The organism is Streptoalloteichus hindustanus (genome assembly GCF_900129375.1).
Classification (GTDB): Bacteria; Actinomycetota; Actinomycetes; order Mycobacteriales; family Pseudonocardiaceae; genus Streptoalloteichus; species Streptoalloteichus hindustanus.
In genome coordinates, this window is the sequence record NZ_FQVN01000007.1 from 40599 (window position 1) to 66500 (window position 25902).

20 protein-coding genes are annotated in these 25902 nt (G+C 71.5%); 12 read left to right on the forward strand and 8 right to left on the reverse strand.

The features are described 5' to 3' along the window. Positions 1–90: 90 nt before the first annotated feature. Complete coding sequence (locus BUE43_RS21880) at positions 91–744, forward strand: TetR/AcrR family transcriptional regulator (protein WP_083960003.1); 654 nt, start codon at positions 91–93, stop codon at positions 742–744. 255 nt (positions 745–999) lie between these two features. Here BUE43_RS21880 and BUE43_RS21885 read toward each other — a convergent pair whose 3' ends face one another. Next, entirely contained in the window at positions 1000–1779 is a 780-nt protein-coding gene (locus BUE43_RS21885; protein ID WP_200797632.1) for an AfsR/SARP family transcriptional regulator, read from the reverse strand. 959 nt (positions 1780–2738) lie between these two features. Here BUE43_RS21885 and BUE43_RS21890 point away from each other — a divergent pair. From BUE43_RS21890 to BUE43_RS21915, 6 genes are all read left to right on the forward strand, one after another. After that, positions 2739–3797, forward strand: coding sequence for a Gfo/Idh/MocA family protein (locus BUE43_RS21890; RefSeq protein ID WP_083960005.1), 1059 nt, complete (start codon positions 2739–2741; stop codon positions 3795–3797). A 43-nt stretch (positions 3798–3840) separates the two neighbouring features. Next, on the forward strand, positions 3841–5181 hold the full coding sequence (gene rfbH, locus BUE43_RS21895; RefSeq protein ID WP_073486293.1) for a lipopolysaccharide biosynthesis protein RfbH: 1341 nt from the start codon (positions 3841–3843) through the stop codon (positions 5179–5181). Between the two features lie 5 nt (positions 5182–5186). Further along, positions 5187–6413, forward strand: coding sequence for a DegT/DnrJ/EryC1/StrS family aminotransferase (locus BUE43_RS21900; RefSeq protein WP_073486802.1), 1227 nt, complete (start codon positions 5187–5189; stop codon positions 6411–6413). Positions 6414–6521: 108 nt separating this feature from the next. Further along, on the forward strand, positions 6522–7313 hold the full coding sequence (gene map, locus BUE43_RS21905) for a type I methionyl aminopeptidase (protein ID WP_073486295.1): 792 nt from the start codon (positions 6522–6524) through the stop codon (positions 7311–7313). An 848-nt stretch (positions 7314–8161) separates the two neighbouring features. Continuing rightward, positions 8162–10831: an AAA family ATPase gene (locus tag BUE43_RS21910; RefSeq protein ID WP_159447768.1), complete on the forward strand. Its 2670-nt coding sequence runs from the start codon at positions 8162–8164 to the stop codon at positions 10829–10831. Next, positions 10831–12111: an activator-dependent family glycosyltransferase gene (locus BUE43_RS21915; RefSeq protein WP_073486299.1), complete on the forward strand. Its 1281-nt coding sequence runs from the start codon at positions 10831–10833 to the stop codon at positions 12109–12111. The genes BUE43_RS21910 and BUE43_RS21915 overlap by 1 nt, the downstream gene beginning before the upstream one ends. A 35-nt stretch (positions 12112–12146) precedes the next feature. Here the strand turns inward: BUE43_RS21915 and BUE43_RS21920 are convergent, their stop codons facing one another. The 3 genes from BUE43_RS21920 to BUE43_RS21930 form a co-directional block, all read right to left on the reverse strand. Next, positions 12147–12713: a putative immunity protein gene (locus BUE43_RS21920; RefSeq protein WP_073486301.1), complete on the reverse strand. Its 567-nt coding sequence runs from the start codon at positions 12711–12713 to the stop codon at positions 12147–12149. Positions 12714–12844: 131 nt separating this feature from the next. After that, entirely contained in the window at positions 12845–13543 is a 699-nt protein-coding gene (locus BUE43_RS21925; protein ID WP_073486304.1) for an MSMEG_1061 family FMN-dependent PPOX-type flavoprotein, read from the reverse strand. Positions 13544–13574: 31 nt separating this feature from the next. Next, on the reverse strand, positions 13575–14549 hold the full coding sequence (locus tag BUE43_RS21930) for a PDR/VanB family oxidoreductase (protein ID WP_073486306.1): 975 nt from the start codon (positions 14547–14549) through the stop codon (positions 13575–13577). Positions 14550–14615: 66 nt separating this feature from the next. On the opposite strand from BUE43_RS21930, the gene BUE43_RS21935 reads away from it, so the two are divergent. Further along, entirely contained in the window at positions 14616–15320 is a 705-nt protein-coding gene (locus tag BUE43_RS21935) for a TetR/AcrR family transcriptional regulator C-terminal domain-containing protein (protein WP_083960009.1), read from the forward strand. Between the two features lie 98 nt (positions 15321–15418). Here the strand turns inward: BUE43_RS21935 and BUE43_RS21940 are convergent, their stop codons facing one another. Further along, positions 15419–15919, reverse strand: a complete 501-nt coding sequence (locus tag BUE43_RS21940; RefSeq protein WP_327083472.1) for a MarR family winged helix-turn-helix transcriptional regulator — start codon at positions 15917–15919, stop codon at positions 15419–15421. 109 nt (positions 15920–16028) lie between these two features. Between BUE43_RS21940 and BUE43_RS21945 the strand changes: the two genes are divergently transcribed. Then, on the forward strand, positions 16029–17210 hold the full coding sequence (locus BUE43_RS21945; RefSeq protein ID WP_073486310.1) for an FAD-dependent monooxygenase: 1182 nt from the start codon (positions 16029–16031) through the stop codon (positions 17208–17210). Positions 17211–17353: 143 nt separating this feature from the next. Then, on the forward strand, positions 17354–20521 hold the full coding sequence (locus BUE43_RS21950) for an NACHT domain-containing protein (protein WP_073486312.1): 3168 nt from the start codon (positions 17354–17356) through the stop codon (positions 20519–20521). A gap of 74 nt (positions 20522–20595) precedes the next feature. Here the strand turns inward: BUE43_RS21950 and BUE43_RS21955 are convergent, their stop codons facing one another. After that, entirely contained in the window at positions 20596–21435 is an 840-nt protein-coding gene (locus tag BUE43_RS21955; RefSeq protein WP_073486314.1) for a LysR family transcriptional regulator, read from the reverse strand. 70 nt (positions 21436–21505) lie between these two features. Here BUE43_RS21955 and BUE43_RS21960 point away from each other — a divergent pair, with 70 nt between their 5' ends. Then, on the forward strand, positions 21506–21823 hold the full coding sequence (locus BUE43_RS21960; RefSeq protein ID WP_073486808.1) for a hypothetical protein: 318 nt from the start codon (positions 21506–21508) through the stop codon (positions 21821–21823). Positions 21824–22051: 228 nt separating this feature from the next. On the opposite strand, the gene BUE43_RS21965 is transcribed toward BUE43_RS21960, so the two are convergent. Continuing rightward, on the reverse strand, positions 22052–23188 hold the full coding sequence (locus tag BUE43_RS21965; protein WP_143174310.1) for a PLL family lectin: 1137 nt from the start codon (positions 23186–23188) through the stop codon (positions 22052–22054). Positions 23189–23386: 198 nt separating this feature from the next. Between BUE43_RS21965 and BUE43_RS21970 the strand changes: the two genes are divergently transcribed. Then, positions 23387–24649 (forward strand): TolB family protein, encoded by a 1263-nt coding sequence (locus BUE43_RS21970; RefSeq protein WP_073486318.1) that lies wholly within the window; start codon positions 23387–23389, stop codon positions 24647–24649. A 102-nt stretch (positions 24650–24751) separates the two neighbouring features. Here BUE43_RS21970 and BUE43_RS21975 read toward each other — a convergent pair whose 3' ends face one another. After that, on the reverse strand, positions 24752–25765 hold the full coding sequence (locus BUE43_RS21975; protein WP_073486320.1) for a YbhB/YbcL family Raf kinase inhibitor-like protein: 1014 nt from the start codon (positions 25763–25765) through the stop codon (positions 24752–24754). Between the last annotated feature and the right edge of the window lie 137 nt (positions 25766–25902).

Sequence of the window (25902 nt, forward strand, 5' to 3'; positions counted from 1 at the left end):
GGTCGCTGGCGTTTACTCCAGTGTATAGATCCTGGGATCTACATCCGGACGATATACTCTGCCGGCTCGGGGGGCAGATCGGGGGAGACGATGGCGGCGCACGCGACACACACCAGGAAGTCGGCCTCCGCGGCCCGCTCCCGGTCAGCCGCGCTGGAGCGGGGCGGCCAGGAGGGCGAGCGGCCCCGGCGGCTGCGCCGGACCGAGCGGCGGGAGCAGATCCTGGCCGCGGCCACCCGCGCCTTCGCCAGGGCCGGCGGGTTCACCCCGACCAACCTCGACGACGTCGCCGAGGAGGCCGGGATCTCGCGGATGATCCTCTACCGCCACTTCGACTCCAAGGCCGACCTGTACCAGGCGGTGCTGGACCGGGCGGGCGCGCGCCTGCACGAGGCGGCCACCAGCGCCGGCGGACTGGGCGAGGACAGCGTGCCGGGGCTGGTGCGCTGGGCCGCGCAGGACCCCGACGCCTTCCGGCTGCTGTTCCACCACGCCGCCCGCGAGCCCGGGTTCCGCGACGACGTCGACAAGCTCCGCTCGGCGATGGTCGCCGCGCTCCAGCCGCACATGGACCGGGCGACGCCGGAGCGGGCGTGGGCGGTGTGGGCGGCGCACCTGGCGACCTCGACCGTGATCGAGGCGATCATGGCCTGGCTGGACGCCGGCCAACCCGACCCCGACCAGGCCCCCGAGCGGGTCCTGGCCGCGCTCGACGGGATCTACGAGGCGGTCCGGCCCCGCTGACCCGGGTCAGGCCCGACCAGGCCCGGTCAGGCCGGGTCAGGCCCGGTCCTGACCCGGGTCAGGCGGGGTCAGATCAGACCGGATCGAGTTGGACCAGACCAGACAGGGCCGAGCCGGGCGGGCGCGGAGCCGGACGCGTCGGTCGACCATCTGTCATGTCGACCCCCGGAAGTCGATCGCGGAATACACTTCGCCCTCATGTCGCGGGACCGCACCCCGGACACCGAACACCCCGTTCGCCCGCCCGGCGCCCGCTCACGCCGGCGTCCGCAGGATCTCGCCCAGCGGCCGGTCACCGCGCGCGGACACGTCCAGCTCGACGTTGGCGGTCAGCACCGCCTGGTGCACCCGCTGCACCGCCTCCCCCGGCTCCAACCCCAGCTCGGTGACGAGCCGGGTGCGCAACCGGTGGAACACCTCCAACGCGGAGGCCCGCCGCCCGCACACGTGCAGGACGTGCATGTACCGCGCGTGCAGCCCCTCGTGCAACGGGTGCTCGACGGTGAGCGAGGCCAGGTCGCTGACCAGCTCGCGGCTCATGCCCAGCCGCAGCTTCGCGTCGATGAGGTACTCGGTCACCACCAGCCGGGACTCCTCGTAGGCGCACCGGCGCGACTCCAGCACCCGGCCGACCGGCACGTCGACGAAGGCCGGCCCGCGCCACAGCGCCAGCGCCTGGGTCAGCCGCCGGACCCCGGAGCCGTCGTCGGCCAGCGCGAGCGCCTCGCCGCCGGCGGCCACCAACTCCCGGTAGGAGCGGATGTCCAGCTCCGCCGCGCCCAGGTCGAGCAGGTAGCCGCCCGCGCGGGTGACCAGCATCCGCCGGGCCACCTCGGCCGGCGACAGCCCGGTCGCCTGGGCCAGCAGCTTGCGCAGTTTCAGGATGTAGGTCTGCAGGGTGGTCGCGCCGCTGGTGGGCACCCCCTCCCCCCACAGCTCCCCCATCAACGCGGCCGCCTGCACCGGCCTGCCCTCGTGCACCATCAGCATCGCCAGCACGGTGCGCAGCTTCCGCGCGCTCGGCGCGCTGGTCACAGATCCGCCGCTCAGGTGCAGCGGCCCAAGAACGCCCAGTTCCACCAGGCCCCCCAATGGTCCTCGGTCACTTCGGCCTTCGGTTCCTTCGGAAAATGTTCGCGACCCCGTTCGCACCGCCTCGCCGCCGCCGTGACGAGGAGGGACCGACGGTCGCCGCCACCCCCAATACCGGAGTCGACGGAGCCTCGGATACGACAGCAGGACAACACTAGCAAGGACGCCCGATAGCGGTTTACCTCCGATCGAGCGAACGTGCGGGAAAGCCGCACGACGTTGCCTGGCCGTGATGCGTCGGCGCGCTGTCGCGCCACCACCACACGGCCCTCACACGTATTCGCGCACGCGATATGCGCGCCGGACCTGAGGCTTGCGAACCCGGTGCCGCACCCCGCGCTCCCGCGTGGGCGAATCCCAGCCGTGCAGCGTCGTTCCCCCGACTCGTTTCCCACCACCTCCACCGAGCGCGCGCGTCGTCGTTCTGCCTGGTGAAGGCTACACTCCCGGCAGTCCGCTGCCGCGCCCCGCGCCGGCTCAACCACTCTGGACCCGGACACCGAACAACGCGCAGGGAAAACCGCCAAAGCCACCTTCGACTAGTTCGACCAGCGCGCCATAAAACTTTTTCAAGCTTCGAAGAAACATCACAACAAGCGGTTCGCGAAGGCTGGCCAACGACGCCAAGAACGGTCGGTCAAAACCGGCGAACAGAGCCCAGAAAAGCCACGCAAACAGACCGCCATCGACCCGGCGAAAAGTCGCGCCACCGCGTCGTCGCCGAACTGCGTCACACCGCGACGTACTGCGGCAACAGCCGTCGGGAACGCGGGAACGAGACGGAGGGCCCGGCAGCCGGCGGTTGTGCCGAAAAAGCCGCGCCGACCGGCGCACGCGCTGTTTCCCACAACGTCTAGTCGCAGTCGAGGATTCGTTGAGCGGTCCCCCCTAACCTCAGCCCGGTGAGCGCTGGCCCGGCCGGGCCCGACCCGGCAGCCGCAGGCGGCCCGACCCGGCCGCTCCCCCCGCTGCGGTTCGGGGTGCTCGGCTGCGCGAGCATCGCCTGGCGCCGGACGTTGCCCGCGATCGCCGGCAGCGAGCACACCGACATCGTCGCCGTGGCCAGCAGGGACACCGCCAGGGCCGAGCGGTTCGCCGAGCGGTTCGGCGGCGTCGCCGTGTCCGGCTACCAGCGGCTGCTGGAGCGGGCCGACGTCGAGGCCGTCTACCTCCCGCTGCCCACCGGGCTGCACGCGGAGTGGGCGGCCAGGGCGCTGCGCGCCGGCAAGCACGTCCTCACCGAGAAACCCCTCGCCAGCACGGCCGAGCAGGTCGCGGAGCTGCGTGCGCTGGCCGACGCCACGGGTCTCCTGCTGCGGGAGAACCGGATGTTCGTGCACCACCCGCAGCACCAGCACGTCCACCGACTGCTCGCGGACGGGGCGATCGGCCACCTGCGGACGCTCACCGCCGCCATGGCGATCCCCCCGCTGCCCGACGAGGACGTCCGCTACCGGCCGGAGCTGGGCGGCGGCGCGCTGCTGGACGTCGGGTTCTACCCCCTGCACACCGCGCTGGTGTTCCTGTCGCCCCCGGTGGAGCTGGTGGGCGCGCACCTGGCGCGGGACCGGGCCCGCGACGTCGACGTCGGGGGCAGCGCGCTGCTGTGCGGGGGCGACGGGGCGACCGCCCAGCTCACCTTCGGCTTCCAGCACGCCTACCGGTCCGCCTACGAGCTGTGGGGCGAGCGCGGGCGGATCGTGCTGGAGCGGGCCTTCACTCCCCCGCCGACGTGGCAGCCGCTGCTGCGGATCGAGCGGCAGGACCGCACCGAGACCCTGACCCTGCCGGCCGCGGACCAGTTCCGGGCCAGCGTCGAGCGTTTCGCCCACCTCGCGCGGGGCGGCGGGGTGGACCGGGAGCACCTGGACACCGCCACCCGGGCCGCCGCCCTGGTCGACCAGATCCGGGCGCGGGCCGCGGTGTCCTGGTCCGCGCCGCAGATCCGCGCCACCGGGTGAGGCGGGCCCGGGCCCCGCGGACCGACCCCGACGTGGAGGGCAGATGAGCCAGGACAGCGACGGCGCGGACGCGGCGGAGCTCAGGAGCCGGATTCTGGAGCTGGTGCGGGACTACGACCGGCGCCGGGCCGAGGAGGTCGTCTTCCGGCCCGGCGTCACCCCGATCCTGCCGTCCGGCGCGGTGCTGGACGACAGCGACCGGGTCGCCCTGGTCGAGGCCGCCCTGGAGCTGCGCATCGCGGCCGGCCGCTCCGCCACCGCCTTCGAACGCGCCTTCGCCCGCGCCATCGGGCTGCGCAAGGCGCACCTGACCAACTCCGGGTCCTCGGCCAACCTGCTGGCGCTGTCGGCGTTGGCCTCCCCGCAGCTGGGCTCGGCCCGGCTGCGGCCGGGCGACGAGGTGATCACGGTCGCCAGCGGATTCCCCACCACCGTCAACCCGATCCTCCAGCTCGGCATGACGCCGGTGTTCGTCGACGTCGAGCTGGGCACCTACAACACGACCGCCGAGCGGGTCGCCGCGGCGATCGGGCACCGCACCCGCGCCGTCATGATCGCCCACGCGCTGGGCAACCCGTACGAGGCCGCCGAGATCGCCGACCTGGCCACCGAGCACGACCTGTACCTGGTGGAGGACAACTGCGACGCGGTCGGCAGCCGCTACCGGGGGCGGCTGACCGGTGTGTTCGGCGACCTGAGCACGGTGAGCTTCTACCCGGCCCACCACCTGACCAGCGGCGAGGGCGGCTGCGTGCTCACCGACAACCTCGTGCTGGCCCGGATCGTGGAGTCACTGCGGGACTGGGGCCGGGACTGCTGGTGCGAGCCGGGCGAGAACGACGTCTGCCGCAAGCGGTTCACCTACCAGATGGGCGAGCTCCCGCACGGCTACGACCACAAGTACATCTTCTCCCACGTCGGCTACAACCTGAAGACGACCGACCTGCAGGCCGCGCTCGCGCACAGCCAGCTCGCCCGGCTCCCGGAGTTCGGGCGGCTGCGCCGCCGCAACTGGCGACTGCTGCGGGAGGGGCTGGACGGCCTGCCGTGGCTGCTGCTGCCCCGCGCGACCCACGACAGCGACCCGAGCTGGTTCGGGTTCGCCCTCACCGTCGCCCCCGACGCGCCGTTCGGCCGCGCCGACATCGTGCGGTTCCTGGAGTCCCGGCGCATCGGCACCCGGTTGCTGTTCGCGGGCAACCTCACCCGGCACCCGGCCTACCTCGGGCAGCACTACCGCATTTCGGGCGAGCTGACCAACAGCGACGTCGTCACCGAACGCACCTTCTGGATCGGGGTGTACCCGGGAATCACCGTCGAGATGGTCGGCTACATGGTGGCCTCGATCCGGGACTTCATCACCTCCCACCACCGATCGGGGTGAGCGCGATGCCCGGCACCGCATTTCCCGCGCCCGCGCTGGCCGTCCTCGGCGGCGATCCCGCCTTCGCCGAACCGCTGCACGTGGGGCGGCCCAACATCCCCCGTCCCGAACGCGTCCTGCGGCGCATTCGGGAAGCGATGGACCGGCGCTGGCTGACGCATTTCGGGCCGTTGGTGCGGGAGTTCGAGGCCCGGCTGGCCGAGACCGCCGGCGTGCGGCACTGCGTGGCGGTCTGCAACGCCACCCTCGGCCTGCAGGTGCTGGCCCGGGCGGCCGAGCTGGACGGGGAGGTGGTGCTGCCCTCGTTCACCTTCGTCGCCACCGCGCACACCCTGCTGTGGGAGGGGCTGACCCCGGTCTTCTGCGACATCGACGAGCGCACCGGCAACATCGACCCCGACCACGCCCGCCGGCTGGTCACCGAGCGCACCAGCGCGGTGCTCGGCGTGCACCTGTGGGGCCACCCCGCGCCGACCGAGGAGCTGGCCCGCCTGGCCGCCGACCACGAGCTGGCGCTGTTCTACGACAGCGCGCACGCCATCGGCAGCGCCCACGCCGGCCGGGCGGTCGGCGGGTTCGGCGGCGCGGAGGTGTTCAGCTTCCACGCCACCAAGTTCATCAACTCCTTCGAGGGCGGCGCGGTGGTCACCGACGACGACGAGCTGGCCGAGCGGGTCCGGCTGGTGCACAACTACGGCCGGGGCGACGGCGCCCGGGTCCGCTCGATCGGCACCAACGCCAAGATGACCGAGGTCGCCGCGGCGATGGGCCTGACCTGCCTGGAGGAGATGCCGGCGCTGCTCGCGGTGAACCGGGAGCACCACGAGCGCTACCGGGAAGGGCTCGCCGACGTGCCGGGGGTGCGGCTGCGCGAACCCGGCCCCGCCGACCGCGTCAACCACCAGTACGTCGTCATCGAGGTCGACGCCGAGGCCAGCGGCCTGGACCGGGACGCGGTGGCCGCGGCCCTGGCGGCCGAGAACGTCCTGGTGCGCACCCACTTCCACCCCGGCTGCCACCGCACCGAGCCCTATCTCCGGGAACCCCGGCGCTTCGCCCCGCTGCCGCTCCCGCGCACCGAGGCGCTGGGCGAGCGGGTGATCTCCCTGCCCACCGGCACTGCCGTGACAGGCAAGGAGGTCTCCGCCGTCTGCGCCCTGCTGCGGCGGATCGTCGAGCACGCCCCGTCGGTGCGGCGAGCACTGCGGGCCAGACCGCCAGCCACGCGATGACCGCCGCGCTCCGGCCGGGCACCCGACGACCGAGTGGTATTTCTATACCGGCCAGTGTTAGGGTCCCCCGGTATAGAAATACCGGCACGCTGAGCACGCGAGGTACCCGTGATCGAACTGAAGACGCCCGCCGAGATCGAACGCATGCACGTGACCGGGCGTTTCGTCGCCGAGGTGCTCACCGAGGTCGGCCAGCTCGCCGACGTGGGCGTCAACCTCATGGACCTGGAGCACCACGTGCGCGGCATGATCAAACGGCGCGGGGCGGAGTCGTGCTACTGGGACTACGCGCCGTCCTTCGGCAGGGGCCCGTTCCGCAACGTCATCTGCCTGTCGGTCAACGACGCCGTCCTGCACGGCCTGCCCCACGACTACACGCTGCGCGACGGGGACGTGCTCACCGCGGACATCGCGGTCCGCATCGACGGCTGGGCGGCCGACTCGGCCCGCACCGTCATCGTCGGCACCCCCGCCGAAGAGGACCTGCGCATCATCCGCGCCACCGAGGAAGCGCTGGAAGCGGCGATCGAGATGGCACGCCCCGGCAACCGCCTCGGCGACATCTCCGCCGCGATCGGGGCGGTGGCCCGCGACTACGGCTACCCGGTCAACACCGAGTTCGGCGGCCACGGCATCGGCCGCACGATGCACGAGGACCTCCACGTCCCCAACAAGGGCCGGGCGGGGCGCGGTCTGACACTCCGGCCGGGCCTGACCCTCGCCCTCGAACCCTGGTTCGCCCGCACGACCGACCGGATCGTCTACGACGCCGACGGCTGGACCATCCGCTCAGCCGACGGCTCGCGCACGGCCCACTCCGAGCACACGGTCGCCATCACCGACGACGCCCCCTTGGTGCTCACCCGACGCGAAGGGGAAAACCCAGCGACGACCGCCTGATCCCGCCCGCCCTCTGTCCACAAAGGACACCTAACGCACCGGATGTTCCCGCCGGACGATTCGGGCGTTGCTGCGGTGGCGTGGGTCCGGGGCGGCGGCCTCGGAGCGAGATGTCCGGAATGGACCTGTCTACTGATCAGCGCTTGCGCCAACTCCGACGCGCCTCGGTGGATCAGGGCTTTCTTGTCCTACCGGATCGCGTTCGCCCGATACTGCCTGAGCCGGTCGAAACAGCACTCCACCACATTGCGCCGCAGGTAGCGCACCGGGTCGAGGACGGGTGGCGGTCCACCCGCCCAACCCCGACTGACCCGGTGCGCCTGTGGAGATCAGCTCGTCCACCGCACCGCGCACCTACCGGCACTCACGGTCGCGGCTTCGTCGCCAGGCCGCAGCCGGACCGCGTCCAGCGACGCGGCCCACGACCTGTTCCCAGCGCGACGCTGATCGAGTAGCGCCAGCCCAGCGCCGTCATGTGCTGGTCCTTCCCGCGACTTCACGGTGGCACAAGATCTGTTGCGGGTAGGTGTGCGCTTCTGGGCGTAGCCGACTGGTGGTGTCAATCGCGCCGCGTGTCAGCCAGGGCGGCATATCCGCCCCCATGGCTAGGGCGGTGCTCGCCAGTCAGGGATAAACGCAGATTGGCCAAATGCGGGAACAGGACAGCATCCAGCAAGGCCAGTACGTGGCTGGCCTCCCGGTCGGTTCTCGGGGGTTGAGCGGGAGGTTAGCCGTGGTCGAGGCCGGTGCCGTCGGCCAGCACTAGCCTGAGGTCCCACGGGCACGTCTTTCCTTGGTGTACCAGGGTTTTCGGCGTGTCCGGATGGGCTCGGGAAGGTGACGTGCCGGTGGCGCTGGTGGAACGGGAGCCGGAGGAACGCGCGCTGCGGCAAGCCTTCGCCGCCTGCCTGGCCGGGCACGGCCGCACCGTCCTGGTCACCGGGCCGCTCGGGGTCGGCAAGACCGCGCTGTTGCACGCCTTCGCCGACCAGATCGGGCTGGACGCGCTGGTGCTGTCCGCCGCTGGTGCCCGCACCGAGCAGGACCGGGCGGGAGGTGTGGTGGCCGAGCTGCTGCGCGGCGCGCGCCGGCACATCACCTCCGAGGTGGTGGAGGCAGACCCGCCCCCGGCCCGGAGCGCCTGCGCCGCCTTGCTGGAGCTGGCCGCGCACCGCCCGGTGGTCGTGCTCGTCGACGACACCCACTTCGCCGACACCACCTCCCGGGAGGCCGTGCTGGCCCTGCACCGCCGCCTCCGGAACAGCCCGGTGCTGCTGGTGTGCGCGGAGTGGGATCACCCCCGGCTCCGCCCGGCGCCGTTTCGCGCCGAGCTGAGCCGAGACCCCGACTTCCTGCACCTGCGGCTGGACCCGTTGTCCCCCGACGGCGTCGCCGCGTTGTTGGCCGCGCGCTGGGGCAACGCGGCCCGAGCCGAGGAGCTGGCACGGGAGTGCCACCGCCTCAGCGGCGGGAATCCACTACTGGCCCTGGCCGCCGCCGAGGACGCCCTCGACCCGCGTCGGCGGGGCCGGGCCGTGGCCCGCGCCGTGCTGACCTGCCTGCACCGGGGCGGATCCCCGCTGCTGCGGGTGGCGTGCGGCCTGGCCGTGCTGGGCGAGTGGGTCACGCGCGGCGGTCTGGCCCGGCTGGCCGGAACCGACCCCGACGCGGTCGGGCACGCCGTGGAGGTCCTGCGGGAGGCCGGGCTGGTGCGGGGCCTGCGGTTCCGCTGTCCCACCGCGGCGACCGCCGTGCTGGAGCACCTGGAGCCCGCCGACCGCGCGCGGCTGCACCGGCGGGCCGCCGAACTGCTGCACCGCGCGGGCGCGCCGGCCCGGGAGGTGGCCAGGAGCCTGGCCGCGGCCGGGCACGCGGCGCCCGGCTGGCCGGTGGCGATGCTGCGGGAAGCCGCGGCGCGGGCCGTGGGCGACGACGAGGTGCCCACCGCCGTGCGGTGGTGGGAGCTGGCCCTGACCGGCTGCCGGGACGAGCGGGAACGGGCGGCGATCACGACCGCGCTGGCCCGCGCGCAGTGGCGGGTCAACCCCACCGCGGCGCTGCGCCGCGTCACCGCCGACAACCCCGACAACGCTGGCAGCACCAGCACCAGCAGCGCCGGCAGCGCGCCGGGCGAGGACGCCGCCGTGGTCGCCGCCCGCTGCCTGCTCTGGGAAGGGCACCTCGACCACGCCGCAGCACTGCTGGACCGGGCGCGACGCCCGGCGCCATGCGATCTGCGACTGCTCGCCCAGTGGCTCTACGGCCGCCACCGCGCACGCGGCGCGCTCGGCGGGCCCGGCCGGTGGGGCGTGCGGGCGGCCGAGCACGTGGTGCACTCCCACCGGCTCGACGACGCGACGTTCCCCGCCCTGGTCCGCGCGCTGGCGGTCCTGATCGACGCCGACCGCCGGGACCTCGCCCTGCCCCGCTGCGTCGCGCTGTTGGCGGAGGCCCGCCACCGCCGGGCCACGACCTGGCAGGCGGTGTTCGGCAGCCTGCACGCCGACCTCGCGCTGCGCTGCGGCGACCTGCGCGCCGCCCTCGACGCCGCGCGGCGCGCCCTGTCCGCGCTCGGCGCGGCGGGCTGGGGCGCGGCGGTCGGGTTCCCGCTGTCCACCCTGGTGCTGGCGGCCACCGCGGCCGGCCGGCACGAGGAGGCGGCGACGGCGCTGCTCACCACCGTGCCCGACACGGCGACCGGCACCGTGCCCGGACTGCTGCACCTGCGGGCGTGCGGCCACCACCACCTCGCCACCGGCCACGTCCGCGCCGCCATGGCCGAGTTCCACACCTGCGGTCGGCTGGCCGGGGCGGCGCAGGTCGACGAGCCCGCGGTCGAGCTGTGGCGCGTCGACCTCGCCCAGTGCTACCTCGCGCTCGGGCAGCCCGACCGGGCCCGCGCCTGGGCGCTCCGGCAACTCGGCCGCGCCGGTCCGGACCGGCCCCGCGCCCGGGGGACGGCGTTGCGCGTGCTGGCCGCGACCGAGCCGCCGGCCCGCCGGCCCCGGCTGCTCGGCGACGCGATGACCCTGCTGTGGCGTGCGGGGGACCGACTGGAGCTGACCCGCGTCCTGGCCGACCTCAGCCGCGCCCACCACGAGCTGGGCGAGCCCTCCCGGGCCCGGCTGCTGTCCCGGCGCGCCGCGGCCGGGGCCAGAGCCTGCCACGCCGAGGACCTGCGCCGGGAACTCGAACGCGACCGGCCGGTCGAGTGCGGGCGGGACCGGGCCGGCCGGGTGCTGACCGCCGCCGAGCAGCGGGTGGCCGCGCTGGCGGCGCTGGGCCACACCAACCACGAGATCGGCCAACGGTTGCAGATCACCGACAGCACCGTGGAGCAGCACCTGACCCGGGTGTACCGCAAGCTCAACGTCTCCCGGCGCACGGAGTTGCCCTCGGCGCTGCCCTCGGTGTTGTCCCCGCGACCGGCGGCGCCGGCCGGCCCCCACGGCATCCGCGCGGCCACCGCGTCCGTCCCCCGAACCGCCGGGTGGCCCGAGCGAACTGGAGACTGCTGATGCGCGTCCTGTTCACCCCGTTCTCCACCGCGCCCCACGTCTACAACGTCGTCCCCCTGGCGTGGGCCCTGCACACCGCCGGGCACGAGGTCCGGGTGGCCGCGCACCCCGACATCGTCGACCGGATCACCGCCAGCGGGCTGACCGCGGTGCCGGTGGGCCGGCCGCTGGGCATCGAGGACGCCATCGACCAGTGGCCCGGCGAGGAGTTCATGGACGCCCTCACCGACGACGTGGGCCTGGCGACCACCACCGACAGCCGGGTGGAGAAGTGGCTGCGCATGCTCGTCCTCGGGTCGTTGTCGATGTACTTCTGCGACGACTTCCCCACCGGCGGGCACCGTTCGATGGTGGACGACCTGGTGGCGGCGGCCCGCCAGTGGCGGCCGGACCTGGTGCTGTGGGACCCGGTCAACGTCGCCGGAGCGGTCGCCGCCCGCGCCAGCGGCGCGGTCCACGCCCGACTGCTGTTCGGCCACGACCTGGTGGCCCGGATGCGCACCACCTTCACCGAGCGCGCGGCCGGGCGGCCCGACGCCGCCGAGGACACCGTCGGCGGCTGGCTGGCCGCGGCGCTGGCCCGGTTCGGCTGCTCCTTCGACGAGGAGGTCCTGCTGGGCCAGTGGACGGTGGACCCGATGCCGTCCTGGATGCGGTTCCCGCTGGACCTCACCTCCGTGCCGGTGCGCAACATCCCCTACAACGGGGTGGCCGCGGTCCCGGACTGGCTGCGCGAGCAGCCGAAGCGGCCCCGGGTGTGCGTGACCCTGGGGGTGTCGCAGCGGGAGGTGTGGGGCAGGGACCAGGTGTTGGTCTCCGACATCCTGGCCGCGGTGGCCGAGCACGACGTGGAGGTCGTGGCGACGCTGACCGCCGACCAGCTCACCTCCACCGCCTCGGTGCCCGACAACGTGCGGCTGGTGGACTACGTGCCGCTGCACGTGCTGCTGCCGACCTGCGCGGCGATCATCCACCACGGCGGCACCGGCACCTACGCCAACGCCGCCCTGCACGGGGTGCCGCAGCTCATCGTGCCCATCCAGTTGTGGGACGAGGAACTCATCGCCGAGCGGGTCGCGCGGCGCGGCGCGGGCCTCGCGATCCACCCCGAGGAGCTGACCGCCGCCGGGGTGAAGGACGCGCTGGGCCGTCTGCTGTCGGAGCCGGGTTTCGTCAGCGGCGCCGAACGCATCCGCGCCGACTTACAGGCCACCCCCAGCCCCCGCGACATCGTTCCGGTGCTGGAGCGCCTGACCGCCGAGCACGCCAACCGACCCTGAACTCCCGTCATCGGCGCGGTCGTGGCGGCCGTCGGTCAACGTCTGGTCGTCGCCTGCTGCCGCAACGCCGCGTCCAGACTCCGCAGGAGCTCGCCCATGCGGCGGCGACCGCTCGGAGGCTCGGGGTAACGCGCCAGGACGCTCACCACGGTGGGGCTGGCCAGACCTCGTGCCTTCTCGATGTGCTCGGCGCCGACGGCGCGGTCGTCGCCGGCGTCGAGCTCGAACGCGTGCGCCGCGTAAGCGGCCGCTCCCAGGATGTGCAGGACCTGCGTGGCTTTCGCCAGGGGGTGCAGGTACGCCGCTGATCCCGCGCCACCGGCGGCGCGCGCCGCGGCGGCCGCGGCGTCGTTCCCCGCTTCTTGAGCTGCCCGCGCTGCCCGGTGCGCGTCCAACGCGGTCACCCGGAGCGCCTTCGTCCGTCGGCCGCCGGCGGCGAACCTGCGCGCCTCGTCGAGCACGGCCCGCGGACGCGGGTCCTCCGCGCGGTCGCGCTCGAAGAGCGCCAAAGCGGGCTCCGCGCACGCCACGGCGAAGTCCGCGATCCCACGCAGTTCAGCCATGCTGAGCTCGATCACCAAGTTCTCGCCGGCCGCAGTCATGCAATCGACGGTATCGTTGAACACTCAGTTGGAACTTCCGAGCGATATCGGCAGGACAGCGAGGGCAAACCCTCAAACGGCGGGTGACTCAGGCCGGTCGGTCCAGCGAGCGCACCGCCACCGACTCCAAGTCAGTACAGCTCACGTTCGTAGTGCTGCTCGACGGCGGCGCCCAGTCCCTGAACCTGGTTACCCAGGCTGCGGGCCATCTTCCCGGCGTTCTCCGCGACCGACATGGCGTAGAAGTCGCTGCCCAGCGTGACCGCTTCGGCGAGACCGCGTTCGTCGCGCTCCCACAGCTTCGCGCGGATGACGGCCTTGCCGCACTGGCCGAACACCTCGCGCACGCGCACGACCGTGGCCAGCACGGCCGGTTTGCCCTCGGCGCTGAGCCGGCCCAGCAGTTCGGGGTCGTCGGTGACGAACGCGGTGCCGTTGACCCGGATGGTCTCGCGCACCCCCGGCACGAAGAACGCCAGGCCCACGGCCGGGTTGCGGGTGAGGTTCTCGAACGTGTCGGCGAGCTTGTTGCCGGGGCGGTCCGGGATGGCCAACGTCCACGGGTCCAGCACGCGCACCGTCCCCGGCGGGTCGCCCTTGGGGCTGGCGTCGAGCTGCCCGTTCTCGCCGACGGTGGCCACGACGAAGAACGTGCTGTGCGCGATGAACCGGGTGGCGAACTCCCCGAGGTAGGGCTCCTTCTTGTCCGCGATGAACGGCGGCGGGTGGCCAAGGACCTCCCGCACCCTGCCCATGTCGATCGGCAGGAAGTCGTCGGCCGCCGTCCGCTCCGGGGCCGGGCCCCTGGCAGCGCCGATGTCGATGCTCATCTCGTTTCTCCTTGCCACAGCTCGGGTTTCGTCAGATGTCGAGCACCAGTCGGGGGCCGCGGGCACGGGACACGCAGATGAACATGCGGTCGCCGGCGCGGCGGTCGTCCTCGGAGAGGATGTCGTCGCGGTGTTCCGGGTCGCCGTCGAGCACCCGGGTTTCGCACGTGCCGCAGACGCCCTCCCGGCAGGAGCCGGTCACCGGCACGCCCTCGTCCTGGAGCGCGGCCAGGACGCTGCGGTCGGCGGGCACGGTCACGGTGCGGTTCGACCTGGCGCACACCACCTCGATCTCGGTGTTCGGCCGGGCGGGCTTGGGCCAGGCCCTGAACCTCTCCATGCGCACGGCGCCGGGTTCCCAGTGCGCGGCGGCGGCCTCCACCGCGCTCAGCAACGGCTCCGGCCCGCACGCGTAGATGACGGTGCCGGGTCGTGGCTGGTCGAGCCACTCGTGCAGTGGTATCCGGCCCACCTGGTCCTCGGGGTAGAGCCACACCTGCTCCGGGTACTGCCGCAGGCCGTCGAGGAACGCCATGGAGGCCGCCGTGCGTCCGCCGTACGCGAGTTGCCACGGCACACCCCGGTCCGCGGCCTCCCGCACCATCGGCAGGATCGGGGTGATCCCGATTCCGCCCGCGATGAACAGGTACGCGCTCGCGGGGCCGAAGCCGAAGTTGTCCCGTGGCCCGCGCACCCGCACCGGTTGGCCTGGGCGCAGGAAGGCGTGCACGTACTCGGATCCGCCACGGCTGCCCCGCTCGCGCAGCACCCCGATGCGGTAGCAGGACCGCTCTTCCGGAGACCCGCACAGCGAGTACTGCCGCGCGATCCCGGTGGGCAGCACCAGCTCGATGTGAGCGCCGGGGCGCCACGGCGGCAGCTCCCGTCCGTCCGCCGCGCACAGCTCGACCGAGACCACGCCGGCGGCCTCCCACCGCAACTGGCGCACCACCACCGACAGCTCCACCGCCTCGGTGCCGGGCCGAGCCGGAGCCACACTCGCCATAACGCCCCCTATTGCGTTAACAGCGTTATCAATAACAAGACTCAAGGTAGTGATAACATCGATAACGTGTCAACGAATGCTGGTGGAAGCGGGGCTCGCGGCAGGACAGCGCTGCGGGCGGAGACCGTGGCGCTCGCGGCGCTCGCGCTGGTCGACTCCGGAGGCCTGGAGTCCCTGACCATGCGCCGGCTCGCCGCGAGCCTGAGCGTGCAACTGCCCACGCTCTACCGGCTGTTCGACAACAAGCAGGCCCTGCTCGACGAGATGGCCGAGACGGTCCTGTCCGGAGTGCTGGGCCGGGTCCACCTCGCCGACGACGCCGAGTGGGCGCAGCGCATCACCGCCCTCGCGCGGGCGTTGCGGGACACGTTGCTGGCGCAGCGGGACGGGGCGCGCATCGTCGGCGGCGCCTACACCACCAAGCAGCACACGCTGACCCTCGGCGAAACCATGCAGGCGAGCATGCGCGAGGCCGGTTTCCCCGCCGACATCGCGCTCTGGGCCAGCACCACGATCTTCAGCTTCATCCTGGGCGAGGTGCTCGAACAGCAGGGCGCCACCGGCGGCGAGGTCGAAGCGCTCACCGCCTCGGTGTCCGGCGAGCGCTACCCCCACTTCGCGGCCGCCCCGCTCGCGCTGTTCGTCGACTTCGACGCGCGCTTCGACTTCGGGCTGCGCGTTCTGCTGACCGGGCTGGAAGCGGAGCGCGCTCGGTCCACAGTGGACACGAGCGTCCAGCCGAGCCCGCCCGCCGGACCACCGGCGACCTGATCAACGGGAGACGAGCCGACCAGCCGCTCCCGACCCGCCCTGGCGCCGCTGCCCCTCGGCCGGAAATGCCAGCGGGGCAGGTGGTGGAGGTGCGTTCGTCAGGGGGCCGGTTCGTCGTCGACGGCGCCGAGGTGGGCCGTGAGGTCGTCGACGAACCGGGTGAGGAGACGGCCGAAGGTCTGGCGGTCCTCGTCGGGCCAGTCGGCCAGAGCGCCGGTGAACCACCCGACCACCGTCTCCAGGTAGCGGCCCGCCGCCGCGCCACCGTCCGACGTCAGCTCGATCAGGCGGGCTCGTTTGTCGTGCGGGTCGGTGACGCGGCGGACCAGGCCGCGCCGCTCCAGTTCGTGCAGGTGCCGGGTGACGTGCGGCCCGACGACCTGCATGCGCGCGGCGATCTCCCCGACGCGCAGCGGTTGCCCGGCCACCCGCAGGGTGACGAGCACCGTGATCGCCGGCCGGTCCAGCGGGATGCCGACCCGGTCCATGGCCCGCTCCGTCACCTGGCTGCGGTTGAGCACCGTGCCCAGCTGCATCAGGCGCGGCAGCACCCGCGACACGGCTGACTCGCCGTCGGCGCTGTTACCCATCTCACTCATCACTTACCTAAGTTAGCTATTATCTTGGGGGTGGGCACGCGGAGCGGCGGGGGCCGGCGCGAGCCGAAAAAGCATACCAAAGTGAGCTATCTAGTTGTGAGGAGCGCGCATGCGCACGGTCCTGGTCTCCGGCGCCAGCATCGCCGGTCCCACGGTGGCCTACTGGCTGCGCCACCACGGCTTCGACATCACGGTCGTGGAGAAGGCGAACGCCCCACGCGCCGGGGGTTACCCCATCGACATCCGCGGCACGGCGCTGGGCGTCGTCGAGCGGATGGGCCTGCTGCCGCGGCTGCGGTCAGCCCACGTCGACACCCGGAAGATCACCTTCCTGAACCCCGACGGCAGCGTGATCGCCTCGGCCCGCCCGGACGTCGTCGCCGGCGGCGTCGACGGCCGCGACCTGGAGGTGCGCCGAGGCGACCTCACCGAGATCCTGTACTCCGCCATCCGCGACGACGTCGAGTTCCTCTTCGACGACTCCATCGCCGCCCTCGACGAGCACGCCCACGCCGTGGACGTGACCTTCCGCAGCGGCATCCGCCGCACCTTCGACCTCGTCCTCGGCGCCGACGGCCTGCACTCCGCCGTCCGGGCCCTCGTCCTCGGCCCCGAGGAGCGGTTCCACCGCTACCTCGGCTACTGCTTCGCCGGCTTCACCCTGCGCAACCACCTCGGCCTGTCCCACGAGGCCGTCCTCTGGAACACCCCCGGCCGGGCCGCCGTCCTCTACGCGGTGGGCGACAGCGACCACGTCCACGGGTTCCTGAGCTTCACCCGCCCCGAGCCCCCGTTCGACGCCTTCCGCGACCCGGCCGCCCAACGCGACCTGGTCGCCTCGGTCTTCGCCGACGACGGCTGGGAGGTCCCCCGCATGCTCACCGCGCTGCGCGACGCCGACGACCTCTTCTTCGACGTCGTCAGCCAGATCCACCTGCCCCGCTGGTCCTCCGGCCGCGCCGCCCTCGTCGGCGACGCCGCCCACGCCCCGTCGTTCCTCACCGGACAGGGCACCAGTCTCGCCCTCGTCGGCGCGTACATGCTCGCGGGCCACCTGGCCACCGCCCCCGACCACGCGACGGCGTTCGCCGCCTACGAGAACACCACCCGCCCGTTCGTGGAGCTGAACCAGGCCCTGGTCACCGAAGGCAACGCCAGCATGCTCCCCAACACCGACGAAGCCCTCGCCGAGCGCAACGCCGCCCTCCGCGACCTCACCTCCCTGCCCGCCGACACCGACCACCCGGCCTACTCCGCCCTCCAACTCCCCACCTTCACCACCACCACCTGACGCCGTAGCCCGACGCCGGCCCACCGCCGAACCCGTGGGGCCAGGGCTTTGCGCCCCTGCCCCACGGGTCCGCAACGGGGCCTGCCTGAGTGGGCGATCAGAGGGGGCGCCTCGGGGTTGTTTCGCTTCGGGATCATGAGTGGGTGATAGCTGAGGGTGCGCTGCGGATCGGTCAGTCGGTCGCGAAGCAGCTGGCATTGCAGTGGTTCTCGGAGAAGAAGGCCGACAGCAGGCGCGGACGTGACCTGAGCAGGTTGATCGGGGCCCGCTTCCCCGTCCGCCGGCAGGAACGCGATGTCATGGAAGCGCTCCTGAAGATCGAGGACGACGTGGCGCGCGGCCTGGAACCGGAACTCGCCCGCGCCGCGCATGGCCTGCCGGACAACGAGCGGGAAGCGGCGTTGGCCGCTGTGTCGGACGCGTTGGAGGACTCGGATCTTTCCGACGGTGCGCTGTTCGCTGTCGACTGCGACCCGCGCGCACTGGCAGCGGCGGTCCGCAGGCAGCAGCCGGTGGATCGCGCCGGACTGTCCGAGCGGGCCGCACGGCTCTACGACGCCGCTTTGGAGCGGGCGTGCGTGGTCCTGATTCACCTGGTTCGGGAACTGCCAGAGTTCGAGGCCGCGGTGGCGGTGGAGACACTGGGCCGGCTGCGGACCGTGCTCGAGCGCGTCGAACAGCTCCTGGAACGTGTGCCCATGCCCGAGTTGTCGGCGCCATCGGGTCGCCTGCTCGACGACGAGTTCCGCACCCGGTACCTGAACAGCGTCGCCCGCTCGTACGACCAGCTCGAAGTCATCGGTCTCACCACTCACTCCTACGAGCCGAGGACCACGGTGAGCGTGGCCTACCTGAGCTTGACGGTGACAGACGACGCGAAGCGAGGTCGCAGGGACAGAGAACACTTCGGCTGGCGCGACAACGACCTCGAACTCGATCCAACCACCACTCTCCGGGTCGAGGTGGCGCTGGGCGACAGCAGGCTCACCGTGGTGCGCGGCGAGGCGGGCGCCGGCAAGTCGACGCTGCTGCGCTGGTTAGCCGTCAACGCCGCCCGCTCCGCCTTCACCGGGCACTTGCGCGAGTGGAACGGGTGTGTGCCGTTCATGGTGAAGCTTCGCGAGTTCGCGACCAGGGCGCTGCCCCGAGGCGACGACGTGCTCAACCAGCCCAGTTCTCCGCAGCTCGGCCCAATTCCTGAAGGCTGGGCACACCGGCAGTTCGACTCGGGCCGGGCACTGCTGCTGGTCGACGGAATTGACGAACTGTCCGCCCGACGCCGTCCCGCGGTGCGGACCTGGTTACGGGAGCTGCTGGCCAGTTATCCGCAACTGCGAGTGGTGGTGACGTCGCGCCCGACCGCGATTACAGCCAAGTGGCTGACGCATGAGGGGTTCCGATCGGTCGTACTGGAGCCGATGACGCCTGGCGACGTCCAGGTGTTCCTCCGGCGATGGCATTCCGCACTACTGGACTCCGCGACCAACCCGGCGGTCCTGCCCTGCCGTCCCGAAGAGGTTGACGAGCACAGGCGGACCTTGTTGGCGCAGTTACAAGCCCGCCCACATCTACGTGCACTGGCACGGAACCCGCTGCTGTGCGCGATGCTGTGCGCGCTCAACCTCGACCGACGGTCTCGGCTGCCACGCGACCGCGTCGCGCTGTACTCGGCCGCGCTGGACATGCTGTTGGAGCGCAGGGACGCCGACCGGAACGTGGTGGCGGGCGCGGAAATCCAGGCGTCAGCCAGCGAGAAGCGGGTACTTCTCCAAGTCCTGGCGTGGTGGCTCAACGAGAACGGTCGCACCGAGATGAGCCGGGACCAAGCGCTCGCACGCATAGCAGAGCGGTTGCGGGGTATGCCCAACGTCCAGGAAGACGCGGAGACGCTGCTGGACCACCTGATCGAGCGCAGCGGCGTCATCCGGTCGCCCGCGATGGGCCGCATCGACTTCATTCACCGAACGTTCCAGGAGTTCCTGGCGGCACGCGAGGCGATGGACCGCGACAGCGTCGACTTGATCGTGCGGCACGCGTCGTCGGACCTGTGGCGAGAGACAGTGATCATGGCCTGCGCGCAGGGAACTTCGGAGCAGCGCGGGCGCTTGCTCGAGGGCCTCCTGGGTGCTGCGGATCGGGCGTCAGCGAAAAAGGCCCGCCAGCTGAACTTGCTGGCTGCGGCGTGCCGGGAAACGGCGATTCTGGCGCCACCGGAGGTGCTGGCACAGGTGGACGAGCGCGTCCGCACGCTCGTGCCTCCGCGAAGCGTGAGAGAGAGCCGATCTCTGGCGACCGTGGGCGAGACAGTGCTGGACTACCTGCCCACCGATCTCTCCACGTTGTCCACCTCGCAGGCCGTCGCCTGTGTGCGCACGGCGACGTTGGTCAATGGCCCGCGAGCACTCGACACACTGAGTGGGTACGCCGCTGATCCACGCGAGGAGTTGACTCATGAACTCGCCTGGTCGTGGCAGTACTTCGATCCGGAGACCTACGCTCGCCAGGTTCTGGCAGATGCGCCGTTGACCATGAGGTATCCACGGGACTGCATTGACGTGGATAGCCGTGCCGTACCGTACCTGCATCTGATTAAGAACTTACACAGCTGTCGCGTTAACCTCTGGGGCATCAGCGATATCACCAACGAACTCCGGCAGCTGAGCAGATTGACGAAGCTACGTGGATTGACTGTACTCGGCGACGTCGCTCCCGACTCGCTGCCGGAGCTGTCCACGTTACAGAGACTGGAGTGGCTCTTCCTGAACTTCAGAGAGAGGTGGCCCGACTCGGTGGACTTCATCGCCAGCCTCGCCCACATCCGCGATCTGAGCTTGGTCAACACCTGGTCACTCCGAGATTTCGCGTTCTTGCGGGAACTCAAGCGCGTAAGGAAGCTGAACTTGTCGTCCCCGGTGACCAATTGGATGGACGAGGTGGCCGTACCAGAACGCCTCACTGACGCTACATACACCGGCCCTTCTGACCGCTACACCCAGAAAGCCTTCGTAGCAAGGTTTCCCAACATCACAAGACTCAGTTTCCACTCCAAGCGGGACACAGAGGCGTCACGAGACATGTGGGCGTTCGCCCGGCTACCTCTCCGCATGATCCAATTTTACGGCCGCGGGAATCCCAACCTGTCAGGGCTCGAGAATTGCCGCAGCTTACGCTTGATCCGTATTGATGGCTCGTGCGAGGTCGACCTCAGCCCATTGCGGGAACTGCCCGTTCGGATCGTCCTAGGGGGACGACGCGTCACGGCCATCGGAACAGAGCAGCTCCACCCCAGGGCGACGGTGGAACAGCTGTGAGAAGGCCCAGGGCAGCGCTCGTCCTTCAGTGCAGCCGGCAACCCGCTGCCTGTATCCGGGCGGCGGCTACACCGTCACGATCTGCTCGCGGCGACTGCCGCGTGGACGAAGGAGGTGATGAGGGGGCGGTGGTCGAGCTGGGACCAGGCGACGACCAGGCGGCTGGGCGGCGCGTCGGTGACCGGGACGCGGACGAGTCCTGGGGGGACGGGTTCGGCGAGTGAGCGGGGCAGCACGGCGATGGTGCGGTTGAGGGTGATCAACTGGATCATCTGGGGCACGTCGACGATCTCGGGTCCGGTTCCGCCGCCCGGAACGCCTTTCCAGCGGGGCAGTGTCTCGCCGTCGAGGTCGGCCAGGCGCAGCTCGGCGCGTGTGGCCAGTCGGTGGTCGCGGGGCAGGATCGCGACACGGCCCTCGACGTAGAGCGTCTCGTGGGCCAGCCCGGTGAGGTCGTCGAAGGGCGCGTACAGCAGTGCCACGTCGGCGCGGCCGTCGCGGAGGTAGTCGACGCGGTCGGTGGCGCCGCCGAACAGGATGTCCACCTGGCGGGCATCGGGTTGGCGGGAGTACTCGGCGAGGATGCCGGACAGCAGGTTGGCGTCACCGCCGGGCTTGATCACCAGTCGGAGGCGGGCCTGGGCGTCGGCGGCCTGGCGCGCGCTCCGGGCCGCGGCGGCGACGGCGTTGAGCGCGTGGCGGCCGTGGTGCAGCAGGGCCTCCCCCGCCGGCGTGAGCGAGACGTGTCGGCTGGTGCGCACGAGTAGCGGGACGCCGAGCCGCGTCTCGATGCGTCGGATCGCCTTCGACAGCGCCGGTTGGGCAATCGACAGGCGCGCGGCGGCTCGGCCGAAGTGGAGTTCCTCGGCGACCGCGACGAAGTACCCGAGCTCGCGCGTCTCCAGGTCAATCATGCCTCCAGGTTATCGCTGGAGTCACGATCGGTCTTGGACTCCACAGTGGACACCCGGGTTCAATGGTGTGGTGATTCACCACACCATGATTGTCTCGTTCACCGAGTCCATCCCGGACGCCGAGCTCGATCAGTTCCTGAGCGATATCGAACAGGTGATGCGCGACTCCGGGCACGTCCAGACCTTCGCGGCGCGACGCAACATCCCCGTGCCCGCCGACGACCACAGCCCCGTGCTCGTCGCCACCGCGATCGTGCGACTCGGCGTCGCCGACCTCGACGCGCTCAACGCCTCGTTCACCGTCCCCGGACTCGGGGAGGTCATCCAGCGCTGGCAGTCCCGGTACCCCTACAAGGTCGTCTGGGCCAACCACGAGCCGCTGTCGTGACGGACTTCGCGGGATAGCTCGGACTGGTCCCCGCCGCCGAGACCACCGCCCTGATCGATCACGCTGACCGGCCGCGCTGACCGACCGCGCTGACCGGCGGTGGGCGGCGGGGAGACCCGCCGCCCACCGCCGCCCCGCCCCTCAGAAACACACGGGACATCGCCGGCGGCTGGGCCTGGACCCGTCGTCGGCCCGACCAGTGCCTCGGGTCCAGCCACCGGACTGTCCTCAGCGCGAGGTCGGCGCCCAGCTGTAGAAGAGACGATCGTCTCCGGCAACGCCCTTCCAGGCGAGGAAGAAGCCGAACGAGGCCAACGTGAAAGCCGGGCTGTCACTGCTGTGGCCACCGAGCTGCTCCGGGGGCGCCCAGTGCAGACCTCCCACCGCTGAGCTGTGGAAGAGCCTCTGGTCGGTTCCCGGCCCCTTCCACACCGCGTGAACCACGTTGCCGACCATGGCCAGGCCGGGGGACGTGCTGGATTCTCCACCGACGGCGGACGGCTCGCTCCAGTCGACTCCGTTCTTCGTCCGGGCGGCGAACAACCGTTGGTCCGCCCCGACTCCCCTCCACGCGGCGTACAACCGCCCGTGGTCTCCGACGAGGCTCGGTGCCGCGCTGCTGCCCCCGCCGAAGGTCCTGGGCGCCGACCAGCTCGAACCGTCCACAGTGGACGCGATATGCAGGCGTGTGTCGTTCCCAGCACCCTTCCACGCGACGTGCAGGCGGCCTTTCGCCGCCGTAATCGTCGGACGGACACTGCTCGCCGCACCGGGCAGGGCGACCTCGTGGGACCAGTTCCTCCCATCGTCCGTCGAGGAGAGGAACAACCGCCCGTCGGAGCCCGCCCCCTTCCACGCGGCGTACAGGCGTCGGTTGAACACAGCCAGCGCGGGCCCGGTGCTACTCGCACCGCCGAAGGTCGCCTGGCTCGTCCAGTTCACCCCGTCTCCTGTCGAGGAGAAGAACAGCCTCTGGTCGGCACCCGCTCCTTTCCAGGCCGCGTACACACGTCCGCCGTACGACGCCAGCGCGGGCGCGGCGCCGCTGCCCCCACCGAAGTTCCGTGGCGGCGTCCATCCCCGCATCGATATCGACGTGGTGGGCGTTTCCTCGACAGAACTCGCCGAGGCCGATGTGACGCCCGCAGTGAAGACCAGCATCAGCGTGGTCGCCAGTAGGGCCAAGCCTCTCAGTCGCATCTCTCTCCCGTTGACGCACTGGGCGTCGGTCCGCGTTGTTTCGTTGTGTTCGAAGGCAAAACCGTGCACCACTGTGGGGTCGACACGACGGGAGCGGATATCCCCAGAGCTGGGGATTGCCGCGCGTCGGGTCTCTCCCGTAAGAACCGGGACCCACGGCGTCATCACCTGCCCAGCCGACGACGTCCGCCATGACCACGTCGCAGCGCGTGTGGAGCACTCGGTTCGGCAAGGGGCCCGCAACCAACCTGGCGAGCGGCACTCCGCCACCCACGTGCCCTTTCGGGCCAGAAAGATCTCCCACTGGGGCACACGTGAAGTGGTTACTCTGCAAGGGAATTCCGACTCCCGAAGGGACGGAAGATGCACACCCTGCGAAGAATCACCGTGGTGTTCGCCGTGGCCGCCGCGAGCGTCGCCACGACGGCCGGGGCCGCGACGGCGCTGCCCACGACCGAGGTGGCGCAGCACGCCGCCGAGGACGGGCGAAAGCTCACCAGGATCGACACCGACGCCGCCGGCAACCCGGAGTCCGCGGGCGGGGAGATCAGGTTCGCCGGGCTGTCCGGCAACGGCCGGTACGCGCTGTTCGCCGTGAGGACCAACAGCAACATGGTGCCCGAGCCGCACCGGGCGCCCACCCCGACCGGGGAATACCTGGTGCGCAAGGACACGCGGACCGGCGCGACCCTCCTGGTGAGCGTGACGCCGGACGGCAGGCCGCTCCGGCTCAGCCCCTACTGGCACCACGTCGCGATCGGCCTGGACGGCACGACGTTCGCCTACACCGCGCCACTCGGCGACTCGTCGAGCAGCGACATCGCCCTGTACCACCACGATCTGGCTTCCGGCGTTCGCCAGATCGCGACCGTGCCGCCCCGCTGGTCCATCGAGTCGATCTCCATGTCCGCCGACGGGCGGTGGCTGACCTGGGTCAGCAGGAGCGAGTGGAACGGCAGGTGGGCGGGCGACCGGATCCACCGCCACGACCTCGTCTCCGGCGGGACGAAGGTCCTGCTGCAGTGCGAGGACCTCTTCCACGGTTGCTACTGGCACCCCGGGGTGTCCGCGTCCGACGACGGCACCAAGCTGGTGTTCAGGTACCAGGCGAAGCCCCAGGATCCCGCCTTGGTGACACTCCTCGACACCACCACTGGCGAACTCCGCACGCCGTCGGGAGCCCAGTCGGGCAGCAGCTACCAGTTGAGCGGCGACGGCAAGTGGCTCTTCTTCACCCAGAGCGGGGACAGCGACCGGTTCGAGCTCAAGAAGGTCGCCACCACACCGGGCGCCACCCCGGTGTCACTGGGGCGGTGGGACAAGAAGGCAACGATGCACGTGTCCGTGAACTCCGTGAGCCGCACCGGGAACCTGGTCGGCCTCATGGTGATGAACAGCAACGGCGACGACCCCTACTTCCGCTCGCCCCGCACCCACATCCTCGACCAGTCCACCGGCGGGACGTCCTTCCTCCCCGACCCGCGCCCCGGCAGGACGCTTCCCTCCTTCCCCACCATCAGCCGGGACGGCCAGGTGGTCGTGGTGCAGGAACGGTGCCTGAGATCGCTCAACTGCGGCCTGCACACCGGCTGGTACTCCAGTCCGCTCCACGACGCGCGGCCCTGACGAAGTCCGTTGGCCGGCAGGGGTTCCCGCCGATCGACGCGCACGGGTGGGGCCGGTCAACGATCGGCCCCACCACGTTCCGTCGGGTCCTCCGCCGTCCGGTCAGGCGGCGGCTCTGCGGCGGACGGTGCGCTCCAGGATGCCGAGGGTGGCCTTGAGAGCGGACTCGGAGATCACCGGGAAGACGACGCGCCGCCGCCACTCCTCGTCGACCTCGGACCAGTCGTAGTAGGACGTGACGAGGGTGCCACCCTCGGCTGGTTCCAGGCGGTAGCCGTAGATGTGGCGAACGTAGGGACGGAACTGTCCTTCCACGGTCCAGGCGATCTCCTCGCCAGGGACGAGCTTGGTGATGACGACCTCGACGTCGTACCTGCCCAGGGGGAAGTCCCCGAGGGCCTCCCGGTCCATGTGGACCAGGAACCGGTCGCCGGGCCGCTGGACCGGGTGTCCTTCGGCGTCCATGAGCATTCCCGAGGCGTCGATGTCCACGTGGCCCTTCGGGTCGGTCAGGACCGCGAACACGGCGTCGGCGGGGGCGGGCACGAGCCGGGAGACCTCGATCCGCTCGGCGCTCTCGCTCGTGGCCGGCGTTCCCGCCGTGGCGACCAGGACCGCGCGACCGAGGGTGTGGCCGGCCATGGCGAAGCCGAGGAACGCCGGGGTGGCGTCGGCCGGGACGCCGATGGACTCCACGTCCAGGGCGTGCACCACGACGAAGTAGCGGTGCACGCCGTGCCCTGCCGGCGGGGCGGCGCCGACGAAGCGGGCCTGACGGACGTCGTTGGGCAGTTGGAAGGCGCCGTCGGGCAGGCCCGAGCCGGTGTCGTCGCCGGCGCCCTCCGGCAGCTCGGTGACGGTGGCGGGGATGTCGGCGACCGCCCAGTGCCAGAACCCGGACCCGGTGGGGGCGTCGAGGTCGTAGACGGTGACGGCGTAGCTCCTGGTGCCTTCCGGGGCGCCGCTCCAGGACAGTTGCGGGGAGACGTCCTTCCCGCCGGGGACGCCGGAGGAGAACTGCTCGGGCGGCCAGGCGGCGCCGTTGGCGACGGTGGTGCTGGTGACGGTGAAGGAGGCCGCCTCGGGGAGGCGGGCGAACGGGTCGTTGGCGCTCATCACGTCGTTCCTTTCGGGCCGTGCGGCGGAGTGGCGGTGGTGCGACCGGCGGAGGACCCGCGTCGGGTGGCGGCACCACCGTCACCAACAGATCGACCATAGCATGGATAATCGATTATCTAGCGAATCGTCTATGC

Bases quoted from the DNA above. Each gene is read 5' to 3' on its own strand.
- BUE43_RS21880 (WP_083960003.1), top strand. From the start codon at position 91: ATGGCGGCGCACGCGACACACACCAGGAAGTCGGCCTCCGCGGCCCGC.
- rfbH (WP_073486293.1), top strand. From the start codon at position 3,841: ATGAGCCAGGACAGCGACGGCGCGGACGCGGCGGAGCTCAGGAGCCGG.
- BUE43_RS21900 (WP_073486802.1), top strand. From the start codon at position 5,187: ATGCCCGGCACCGCATTTCCCGCGCCCGCGCTGGCCGTCCTCGGCGGC.
- BUE43_RS21915 (WP_073486299.1), top strand. From the start codon at position 10,831: ATGCGCGTCCTGTTCACCCCGTTCTCCACCGCGCCCCACGTCTACAAC.
- BUE43_RS21920 (WP_073486301.1), bottom strand. From the start codon at position 12,713: ATGACTGCGGCCGGCGAGAACTTGGTGATCGAGCTCAGCATGGCTGAA.
- BUE43_RS21925 (WP_073486304.1), bottom strand. From the start codon at position 13,543: ATGAGCATCGACATCGGCGCTGCCAGGGGCCCGGCCCCGGAGCGGACG.
- BUE43_RS21930 (WP_073486306.1), bottom strand. From the start codon at position 14,549: ATGGCGAGTGTGGCTCCGGCTCGGCCCGGCACCGAGGCGGTGGAGCTG.
- BUE43_RS21940 (WP_327083472.1), bottom strand. From the start codon at position 15,919: ATGAGTGAGATGGGTAACAGCGCCGACGGCGAGTCAGCCGTGTCGCGG.
- BUE43_RS21945 (WP_073486310.1), top strand. From the start codon at position 16,029: ATGCGCACGGTCCTGGTCTCCGGCGCCAGCATCGCCGGTCCCACGGTG.
- BUE43_RS21955 (WP_073486314.1), bottom strand. From the start codon at position 21,435: ATGATTGACCTGGAGACGCGCGAGCTCGGGTACTTCGTCGCGGTCGCC.
- BUE43_RS21965 (WP_143174310.1), bottom strand. From the start codon at position 23,188: ATGACGCCGTGGGTCCCGGTTCTTACGGGAGAGACCCGACGCGCGGCA.
- BUE43_RS21970 (WP_073486318.1), top strand. From the start codon at position 23,387: ATGCACACCCTGCGAAGAATCACCGTGGTGTTCGCCGTGGCCGCCGCG.
- BUE43_RS21975 (WP_073486320.1), bottom strand. From the start codon at position 25,765: ATGAGCGCCAACGACCCGTTCGCCCGCCTCCCCGAGGCGGCCTCCTTC.